Below are 9470 nucleotides of genomic sequence, written 5' to 3'. Positions count from 1 at the left end.
CGGATAGCGCACTGGCCATCGATACCTGGTGAGCGCTCAAAAAATACGGAACAGCAGGGGCAGCAGCAGCGAGGCCAGCACCACCTGCAGGCCCAGCGCCAGGCCGGCGTAGGCGCCCGCATCGGCATTGACCTGCAGCGCGCGGGCGGCGCCTATGCCATGTGACGCGGTGCCGAGCGCAAAGCCGCGCGCCGTCCAGCCGGACGCATCCAGCGGAATCCCGAAGGCATCAAACAGGTATTTGCCGCTCAGTGCACCGACCAGCCCGGTGCTGACCGCGACCACCGCCGCCAGCGCCGGGATACCGCCAAATTTTTCGGCAATACCCATGGCCACCGGTGCGGTGACCGACTTGGGCGCCAGCGACAGCACCACCTCGAGGGGCAAACCGACGGCCCAACCCAGCGCCAGTGCCGAGCCGCTGGCGGCGATGCCGCCGGCCAGGGCGGCCAGCAGCAGGCGGCCCCAGCGCAACCGCAGCTCGGCGCGGCGCTGCCACAGCGGCCAGGCCAGCGCCACCACGGCGGGCCCCAGCAGGAAGTGAATGAACTGCGCGCCGGCAAAGTAAGTGGGATAACTCACGCCCGTGGCCAGCAGCCCAACGGCGATGGTGATCACCGTCCACAGTACCGGGTTGGCCCAGGGCGCCTGCTGCAGCCGGGTGTAGACGGCTTGCGCCAGCACATAGACCACCAGCGTGGCCGTCAGGCCAAACAGCGGCGTGCTGGAGAGGTAGACCCAGAGTTCAACGAACTTTGGCATTGTTTCTTCGCCCGAGCAGATGCAACGCCAGCGCGGTGACGGCGAGGCCGATCCAGGTCGACAGGACGATCACGATGAGCATGCGCCCACCGTATTGACCAACCAGGCCCAGGTGCGTCATGACACCCACGCCCACCGGCACAAACAGCAGGGAGAGATGTGACAGCAGGAAGTTGGCACAGGCCGCCACTGGCTCGCGCACCGCGGGCACGCGCAGGGCCAGCAGGAGCAAAGTCATGCCGATCACCGGGCCGGGAAAGGGCAGGGAAAAGCCCCGTGCCAGCAGTTCGCCGATGGACTGCATGGCCAGAAGCCAGGCCAGACCGCGCAGTCCCTGCATGACGTTCTGGCGCCTAGAACCGGGGCAGATCCGGGTGGCTGGTCTGCCCGCCCCGCACCAGTTTCTTGCCGTACTCGACACAGCGTTGCAGGGTAGGAATCACCTTGCCGGGGTTGAGCAGGCCTTTGGCATCAAAGGCACGTTTGACGCCAAACATCTGTTCGTTCTCTTCGGCGGAAAACTGCACGCACATGGAATTGAGCTTCTCCACGCCCACGCCGTGCTCGCCGGTGATGGTGCCACCCATGGCCACGCTGGTTTCCAGGATCTCAGCGCCGAACAGCTCACAGCGATGCAGCTGGTCGGGGTCATTGGCATCAAACAATATCAAGGGGTGCAGGTTGCCGTCTCCGGCGTGGAACACGTTGGCGCAGCGCAGCTGGTATTTTTTCTCCATCTCCTGGATGGCCAGCAGGATGTCGGCAAGGCGCTTTCTGGGAATGGTGGAGTCCATGCACATGTAGTCCGGGCTGATACGGCCACTTGCCGGGAATGCATTCTTGCGGCCGCTCCAGAATTTCAGCCGCTCCGCCTCATCCTTGCTCACCGCAATCGCCGTCGCCCCGTGATGGCGCAGCACCGCGCTCATGCGGCCGATTTCTTCTTCCACTTCTTCGGGCGTGCCGTCGCTTTCGCACAGCAATATGGCCTCGGCCGTCAGATCGTAGCCCGCGTGCACGTAGTCTTCCACCGCCGCCGTCATGGGCTTGTCCATCATTTCCAGGCCGGCGGGGATGATGCCGGCGGCAATGATGGCGGCCACCGCGTCGCCGGCTTTGCGGATGTCGTCAAAGCTGGCCATGATGCAGCGTGCCAGTTGCGGCTTGGGGATCAGTTTCACGGTGACCTCGGTGGTGACCGCCAGCATGCCCTCCGAACCGATGATGATGCTCAGGCAATCAAAACCGGCCGTGTCCAGCGCATCGGAGCCGAATTCCAGTGCCTCGCCTTCCATCGTGAAGCCCTTGACCTTCAGCACATTGTGGACGGTCAGTCCGTACTTCAGGCAGTGCACGCCGCCCGAGTTCTCCGCCACGTTGCCACCGATGGTGCAGGCAATCTGGCTGGAGGGGTCGGGTGCGTAGTACAAATCGTGAATGGCGGCGGCCTCGCTGATGGCCAGGTTGCGCACGCCGCATTGCACGACCGCGGTGCGGCTCACCGGGTCGATGCTGAGGATTTTGTTGAACTTGGCCAGTGACAGCGTGACCCCCAGGCGATGCGGCATGGCGCCACCCGACAGGCCGGTGCCGGCACCCCGTGCCACGACCGGCACGTCCAGCGCATGGCAGATTCGCAGCACCGCCTGGACCTGCTCCTCGGTTTCGGGCAAGGCGACAACCAGCGGACGTTGCCGGTAGGCCGTCAGGCCATCGCATTCATAGGGCGTGGTGTCCTCCTTGTGCCACAGCAGCGCGTGTGACGGCAAGCAGGCCTGCAACCCTCGAACGACTTGCGCCTGGCGCTCTGTTCTTTGTAGCAAATCTTGCTGTTCAGGAGTGATCGGTGCATTCATGGGGGGTTCCACGCATCAATTTGAAGTGTGTCCAACTGTAGGGTGAAGTGGTCGCAGTTGGTGTGAGCATTTTTTCAGATAACCGTGAAAACCAGAATGCTATAAAAATAATAGCTACTCGCGCAATGGATTCGGGGGCTAGGGGCCGATTTCGTGCCGATGAGCCTAAGCCACGCTCTTTTTCAGCCAGTCAGCGAACGCCGCGCACTCCCAGCGGTCCATCATGCCGGTGCGCCAACACAGGTAGTGCGCGTGCGGGCTGGGCACGTTATGTGTAAAAACAGCATTGCTTCCCAGGCGCACCAGCGAGCCATGCTCCAGCCAGGGCGCGCCCAGTTTCAGGCGCACCAACGCCACCCCCATGCCGGCGGCCGCCGCATCGCACATCAGGCCAATGTCATTGAACTGCGAGCCGTCGACTGGTTCCGGCCAGTCGAGGCCGTTGGCGGCAAACCAGGTGCGCCAGGGCTCCAGCGGACTGCGCAACAGGTTCTCGCCTTCCAGGTCTTCCGGCACCACGAACGGCCCGTGTTCGCGCACATAGGCGGGGGAGGCCAGCGGCGTGACCTCATCCTTGATCAGGCACACATGCTCCAGGTCGGCATAGCGCCCGCTGCCAAAACGGACGATCAGGTCGGCGTCTTCCGCGACCACGTCCAGCAAGGGGATGGATACCTGCAGCGTGAGGTCAATCTCGGGATAGGCCTCGGTGAACTGGCGCAGGCGCGGGATGAGGATGGAGCGCGAAAATGTGGGCGTGACGGCCAGGCGCAGCTTGCGCTTGCCGGGCGCCGCCGCTGACGACGGAAATTTTTGCAGCATGGCCAGACCTTCACGGACATGGGCCAGGTACTCGCTGCCTTCGGTGGTGAGAGAAAAATCGGCGCGTCCAAACAGCTTGGTACCAATGATCTGTTCGAGCTGCTTGACACGGTGACTCACGGCGCTGGGCGTCACACACAACTCTTCCGAGGTCTGGGTCACGCTGCGCAGGCGGGCCAGCGCTTCAAAAGTCAGCAGGCATTGAATCGGGGGGATGCGTGCGGCGGTCATGGTGACATTGTCACACTACAATCCCGGCCATTCTCACCACCGGTAGCCATTCATGTCCGATCGCTTTGCAGTGCTGCCGCAGTACCTGCTCCCCAAGCAGGCGCTGACGGTGTTTGCGGGCTGGATCGCCGGCGCCCGCGGCGGGCGCCTGACCACCCGCCTGATCAAATGGTTTGTGGGGCGCTACGGCGTCAACATGAACGAGGCGGCCAACCCCGATGTGGCCAGTTACGCCACCTTCAACGATTTCTTCACCCGCGCCCTGAAAGACGGTGCCCGGCCACTGGCCAGCGCCGACCTGATTTGCCCGGTCGATGGCGCCATCAGCCAGTTTGGCGCGATTGAGCGCGACCAGATATTTCAGGCCAAGGGTCACCATTACGCCACCACCGCGCTGGTGGGGGGTGATGCGGCGCTGGCGGCACAGTTTGTTGATGGCAGTTTTGCCACGCTGTACCTGAGCCCGAAGGACTATCACCGCATCCACATGCCGTGCGACGGGCGCCTGACCCGCATGATCCACGTGCCCGGAGAACTTTTTTCGGTGAACCCGACCACCGCCCGCGGCGTGCCGGGGCTGTTCGCACGCAATGAACGTGTGGTTTGTGTCTTTGAGTCGGCGCGGGGGCCGTTTGTGCTGGCCCTGGTGGGCGCCACCATTGTGGGCAGCATGGCCACCGTCTGGCACGGTCTGGTGAATCCGCCGCGCGGCCATGAGGTGCGCGAGTGGCTTTATGACGACCAACCCGTTGTCCTGCAGCAGGGCCAGGAAATGGGCCGCTTCCTGCTGGGTTCCACGGTGGTGATGCTGTTTCCGAAAGGCCCGCTGCAATTCAACCCGGCATGGTCGCCGGGAGGCGCCATTCGGCTGGGCGAGGCGATGGCCAGTCAGCGGGTTTAGCTACGGCTGGGCTGCCACAATGCGCGCATGAATTACGAACACCTGCTGGTCTCATTCGATGGGCTGATCACCACAGTCACCCTGAACCGTCCCGAGAAGCGTAACGCCTTGGCCATGGATGTCATGCTGGAGTTGACACGAGCCTTGCGCGAGGTGGCACAGAGCGACGCGTTGGGGGTGATTCTGGCGGCCAATGGGCCGGTCTTCAGCGCCGGCCACAACTTCGGAAATTTGGCAGGCGCCACGCTGGTACAGGCGCGCGAACTCTTTGGCGTTTGTACCGAGATGATGGACACCATCCAGGCGATGCCGCAGCCGGTGATTGCGAAGGTTCATGCGCTAGCCACGGCGGCGGGCTGCCAGCTGGTGGCAAGCTGCGATCTGGCCATCGCCGCCGACACCGCCTCGTTTGCCATTCCCGGTGGAAAAGCGGGCTTGTTCTGTCATACGCCGCTGGTGGCGGTGGCGCGCAATGTCGGCCGCAAGCGGGCGCTGGAGATGGCGCTCACTGGGGATGCGATTGACGCCGCCACTGCCGCCGAGTGGGGCTTGATCAACCGGGCCGTGCCGGCCGATCAGCTCGATGCGGCGGTGCTTGATCTGATCAGCCGCGCCACCCGTGGCAGCGCGTTGTCCAAGGCCATGGGCAAGCAGGGCTTTTACCAGCAGGTCGACATGACGCAGGCTCAGGCCTACAAATTCGCTGTCGAGTTGATGGCCTCGGCGGCCATGACACCGGACGCCCAGGAAGGCATCAAGGCCTTTCTGGAGAAGCGCCACGCGCAGTACACGCAGGGACCGTCGATTATTTGAAAATCACGGTTTTGTGGCCGTTGATCAGCACGCGGTGCTCGCTGTGCCATTTCACGGCGCGGGCCAGCACCTGGCTTTCGGTGTCACGCCCTAGCGTCGTCAGGTCTTCCACTGTTTTGCTGTGATCGACGCGCGCCACGTCCTGTTCAATGATGGGGCCTTCGTCCAGGTCGGCGGTCACGTAGTGAGCGGTCGCCCCAATCAGTTTCACGCCGCGGTCATGCGCCTGGTAATAGGGTTTGGCCCCTTTGAAGCTGGGCAGGAATGAGTGGTGAATGTTGATGGCGCGCCCTGACAGTTTGCGGCACAAGTCATCGCTGAGCACCTGCATGTAACGGGCCAGCACCACCAGTTCCGCTTCTTCGCTCTGGATGATTTCAAATTGCCTGGCTTCCACTTGCGCCTTGGTGGCAGCAGTCACCGGGAAATGATGAAATGGCACGTTGTAGCTGGCGGCGAGCTGGTAGAACTCGCGGTGGTTGGAAATAATGGCGCGAATGTCGAGCCCCAGGAAACCACTTTTCCAGCGAAACAGCAGATCGTTGAGACAATGGCCCTCCTTGCTGACCATGAGCACCGTGCGCATGGGCTGTGCCCGCGCGTGCAGGGACCACTGCATGACAAAAGACTGCGCAAACAGGCTCAGTTGCGCCTTCAGGTCCTCATGCGTCAGCTGGGAGCAGGCAAACTGCACCCGCATGAAAAACAGACCGGTGTCATGGTCGTTGTACTGAGCCGCTTCCTCGATGTTGCCACCACGTTCCAGCAAAAAGCCGGATACCGCGTGCACTAGCCCCAAGCGGTCCGGGCATGACAGAGTCAGGATGTAAGTAGGTTGCATATGGCGTTAATTGTCGCAGGACACCAGCGGCGATCCCGCAGGAGTCAAAGACGCCATCAAAAAGGCTGCGTCAGCTGGCGCGCCGTGAGATTGGCGCAATAGTCGATCACCGGCGCGGGCCTGGCGGGCCAGAAGTGGTCAAATTGCGCTACGCTATTTGTAGCGACTGATGCTTGTTCCGCGTGGAGAAGAACAGTTTTCACCTTGAAACCCGGCGGCAGGTGCTGCGGTATGCCCAGGATGCGATCCACATGGCCGCTGCCAGCCAGCAGCAGCACGGTTTTTCCGGCCAGAGCTGCCCGGGTGACAGTCTGAGCCATGGAAACATCGCGGGCAATCTGGATGCGCGTCATGGGTGAAATCTGGCTTTCAGGCAATAGGCCACAGTGGCCCAAGCGGATATTTTGCTGCTGGGCTTTGAGCGCCGGGCCACTGAGCAGCCGGTCGAATCCGGTATCCGTCATGGCCTCACGCCAACGCGCAGGGGGCAGGTTGGCTCCGACCACCGGCACCCCGGCACGCACCGCAGCCATCACGACCGGGCCGTAGGCGGTCCAGGGCCAGGCTGCGTTGTCCCACTGCAGGGCGGCCCGTACCTGATCTTCGCCAGCGGTCGGCCCAAGTTTCTCGGTGGACTGGCCCTGGCTGGCCATCTCCAGTGCCAGGGCGGCCAGCGTTTGCCGGGCCGCCAGGGTTTCAACCATGAGGCGGTGGATGCGCTGGTGATCCGGCGCATCGTGCTGCTCACCCAGCAGGATTGCGTCAGCGGGCAGTAACCGGGAGAGTTGAGCGATGTGAACAGGATCGTGGATCGGGTCAGGTTCTTCTGGCCCCCGGCTGGAAACCGCACAGCCCACCAAGGAAAAAACCACCGCGCTGACCCAGAGATGCCTGGCGATCATCAGCAAACCCGCGCTACGCTGAAATTGCGTGCAGGAGCGTCAGTGAACGACCACCGGGTTTTGCGCCAGCTCGGCGTATTGTTCCAACGTGTCTTCTACTTCTTCCTGGGTCGGTGTATTTTGTTGCCAGGCAGAAATGTGCTGTTGAAACAGCTCGGCCCAAGAGCCATCCAGATACACCTCTTTGTTGGCGCGCTTGTCCACGATTTCAAAACCATGACGCGCCAGCGTGGGCACCGGAATCGCCGGCGCCGCGCCTTCGCCGTCTGCGACAGACGCCCCATCTGTCGCTGCCGTATTGGCCAGCATGTGCGTCACAGAATAGGTGTCAGAGTCGTAAAGCGTGTGCATGATGAATTATCCCTTAATCAGTCTTTCTGTGCAGGTGGCAGCACAGTAGGTAATTTCAAGGGTAGACCCACTTGACGGGCCAAGGTTCAGTACTGGCCTTCGGTCGCCAGCCATTTCTGGTCAACAAAGTCGCCATTGGGCTCGGTAATCCGGATGCGCACGGGCAGGTAACCCAGTGCGGGTGCCAGCCACAGCTCCACCTTCTGATCGAACTCTTCGCGAGGGTTGCGCACCAGCTTTATCGTGACCGGTTCACCACCCGGCAGCGAGAGTGTTTCCTCACGGCCCACCGTAAAAAGCCAGGTGTCGGCATCACGCGGGCCGATGGTCTGGATGGCAATGGTGGTGGCTTCAGGGTAATGACCGGGGTCTCCGGCGATCATGGCCGCCAGCTGTACCAGGATGCTCAACCGGTCCTGCGCACCCGCCAGCAGGGGCACGTCCGGCGTGTTGGCGCTGAAAGTGACTTTGCCCTTCTCCCGGTCAAAGTGGGCGGCGACTTCGCTGCGGTATTTGTCAGAAAAACGGGTCGGGGCCAGCCCCTCTGGCGTGACCTGCCCGCGACTGGTTTGTACACGGGTTTGTCCAAATGCGCTGAGCTCCAGACGGGCTTCGTAACTCGCTCCGTCCTGTCGCCACACCAGTTCGGCACTGGCGCTAAAAGGGAACTTGTTGGATTCCACCTTGTATTTGATGATCACCGAGCCGGGTACCGTGTAAGCCATCGCTGCGGATATCCGATCGGGAGGCGGGCGCGGCGCGGCCGCCAGTTGAGCGTCCTCGGAAGACGGTTCCTTCGGGGGGGTAGCGGCCGGGTCCGGTATTTCTGCTTCATTGATAACCGTTGCCGGCGGTGGCACTGAATCGTCGTGACTGGTGCGCGTCTCTGCCGGTTTTTGCCGTGCTATCTTGGGCGCGGCAGGTGGTGTGTTTTCACGGGGCGCGATTGCTGGCGGCGCCACGGGCTGTTCTGCGGATGTCGGCTTGGCCGGGACGAGTTCAATCGATCGCGTGGTGAATGCGCGGGGCGGCTCGGGTTGACTCAGGCCGAGGGTCATGGGGGCGCCGCGCAAAATGGCCAGGTGTGCCAGCAGTACCGCTCCCGACAGGACAGCCAGCACCTTGAGCGGCAAAATACGGGCCGATTCGGAGCTCAACTGATTTGTCCCAGATCACGTGACAATTGTGCCGCTGCCGCGCGCAAGGCGGTGGCCACCGAGCCGTCCCAGGCAGCGTCGATGGTCGCAACCGAGCCCAGGGCGACGATACCCAGCACCATGTGGCCATCGAAATCAAAGACCGGCGCACAAAACCCCACCACGCCCGGTAGCAAGGTGTTTTCTACCCGGGCCAGCCCGCGCTGACGTACCTCATTGAGCACCTGGGCGATTTCGCGTTTTGAATGGGGCAGGTCGAATCGACCCGATTTCCGGGCCTGAAGCATCTCGATGGCCAGCATCGGTGCGATCGCCTCAGTGGAGAGATGGGCGGCAAAGCAGCGCCCCGTGGCCGACGACAAGAGCGGCATGACATCGCCCAGCCGCAGGTTCACGGTGACGGCACTGGGGGATTCTTCCCAGTGGACAATGGTGGGTCCCTGGTTGCCCCACACAGCCAGGGCCAGGGTGTGACCAATCTGGAGCATCAGCGGGCCGATTCGTTCACGTGCCAGCTTCACTGCATCCAGCCTTGACAAGGACGCCAGCCCGAGCTTCAGGGCCGCAGGGCCCAGGTCGTACAACGTGGTTGCGGTGTCTTGCACGACCAGACCGAGGCGTTGAAAACTGACCAGGTAGCGATGCGCCTTGGCCGCACTCATGCCCGCGGTCGCGGCGAGATCGCGCAGCATCAGCGGGCCGGCCGCCTTGGCCAGCGCGTCCAGCAGCGCAAAGCCCACTTCCACTGACTGGATGCCTGCGCGTGTTTTTTCCATGGCCACTAGAATTTCAGGCGTTATGACTGGTTAAATCAGTTTAACAATACGTAATTGA

The 9470-nt window shown here is 62.5% G+C and carries 11 protein-coding genes; 2 read left to right on the top strand and 9 right to left on the bottom strand.

All coding sequences use genetic code 11. The annotated features are described in order from the left end of the window. Nucleotides 1-36 precede the first annotated feature (36 nt). From Q7T10_RS16790 to Q7T10_RS16775, 4 genes are all read right to left on the bottom strand, one after another. Nucleotides 37-762, bottom strand: a complete 726-nt coding sequence (locus Q7T10_RS16790) for an LrgB family protein (protein ID WP_304750458.1) — start codon at nucleotides 760-762, stop codon at nucleotides 37-39. Then, nucleotides 746-1102, bottom strand: coding sequence for a CidA/LrgA family protein (locus tag Q7T10_RS16785; RefSeq protein ID WP_304750456.1), 357 nt, complete (start codon nucleotides 1100-1102; stop codon nucleotides 746-748). The genes Q7T10_RS16790 and Q7T10_RS16785 overlap by 17 nt, the downstream gene beginning before the upstream one ends. 13 nt (nucleotides 1103-1115) lie before the next feature. Beyond that, complete coding sequence (locus tag Q7T10_RS16780) at nucleotides 1116-2618, bottom strand: FAD-linked oxidase C-terminal domain-containing protein (protein ID WP_304750455.1); 1503 nt, start codon at nucleotides 2616-2618, stop codon at nucleotides 1116-1118. A gap of 165 nt (nucleotides 2619-2783) precedes the next feature. After that, nucleotides 2784-3671, bottom strand: coding sequence for a LysR substrate-binding domain-containing protein (locus Q7T10_RS16775; protein WP_304750453.1), 888 nt, complete (start codon nucleotides 3669-3671; stop codon nucleotides 2784-2786). A gap of 52 nt (nucleotides 3672-3723) precedes the next feature. Here Q7T10_RS16775 and asd point away from each other — a divergent pair, with 52 nt between their 5' ends. Together asd and Q7T10_RS16765 are read left to right on the top strand one after the other, a co-directional pair. Further along, nucleotides 3724-4572: an archaetidylserine decarboxylase gene (gene asd / locus Q7T10_RS16770; RefSeq protein ID WP_304750452.1), complete on the top strand. Its 849-nt coding sequence runs from the start codon at nucleotides 3724-3726 to the stop codon at nucleotides 4570-4572. 27 nt (nucleotides 4573-4599) lie between these two features. Next, nucleotides 4600-5385, top strand: coding sequence for an enoyl-CoA hydratase-related protein (locus tag Q7T10_RS16765; protein ID WP_304750451.1), 786 nt, complete (start codon nucleotides 4600-4602; stop codon nucleotides 5383-5385). Here the strand turns inward: Q7T10_RS16765 and purU are convergent. The 5 genes from purU to Q7T10_RS16740 form a co-directional block, all read right to left on the bottom strand. Continuing rightward, nucleotides 5378-6226 carry a formyltetrahydrofolate deformylase gene (gene purU / locus Q7T10_RS16760; RefSeq protein ID WP_304750450.1) on the bottom strand — a complete coding sequence of 283 codons (849 nt, stop codon included), beginning with the start codon at nucleotides 6224-6226 and terminating at the stop codon, nucleotides 5378-5380. The genes Q7T10_RS16765 and purU overlap by 8 nt on opposite strands. A 56-nt stretch (nucleotides 6227-6282) precedes the next feature. Further along, entirely contained in the window at nucleotides 6283-7128 is an 846-nt protein-coding gene (locus tag Q7T10_RS16755; RefSeq protein ID WP_304750449.1) for a ChaN family lipoprotein, read from the bottom strand. 39 nt (nucleotides 7129-7167) lie between these two features. Next, nucleotides 7168-7479, bottom strand: coding sequence for a DUF3567 domain-containing protein (locus Q7T10_RS16750; RefSeq protein WP_304750448.1), 312 nt, complete (start codon nucleotides 7477-7479; stop codon nucleotides 7168-7170). Between the two features lie 86 nt (nucleotides 7480-7565). After that, on the bottom strand, nucleotides 7566-8636 hold the full coding sequence (locus Q7T10_RS16745) for a DUF3108 domain-containing protein (RefSeq protein ID WP_304750446.1): 1071 nt from the start codon (nucleotides 8634-8636) through the stop codon (nucleotides 7566-7568). Continuing rightward, nucleotides 8633-9412 carry an IclR family transcriptional regulator gene (locus Q7T10_RS16740; protein ID WP_304750445.1) on the bottom strand — a complete coding sequence of 260 codons (780 nt, stop codon included), beginning with the start codon at nucleotides 9410-9412 and terminating at the stop codon, nucleotides 8633-8635. The genes Q7T10_RS16745 and Q7T10_RS16740 overlap by 4 nt, the downstream gene beginning before the upstream one ends. Between the last annotated feature and the right edge of the window lie 58 nt (nucleotides 9413-9470).

It is taken from the genome of Rhodoferax sp. (assembly GCF_030646845.1).
In the GTDB taxonomy this organism is placed as follows: domain Bacteria; phylum Pseudomonadota; class Gammaproteobacteria; order Burkholderiales; family Burkholderiaceae_C; genus Rhodoferax.
The sequence above is the reverse complement of the archived record's forward strand: the minus strand, read 5'-3'. Positions and strand labels throughout refer to the sequence as shown.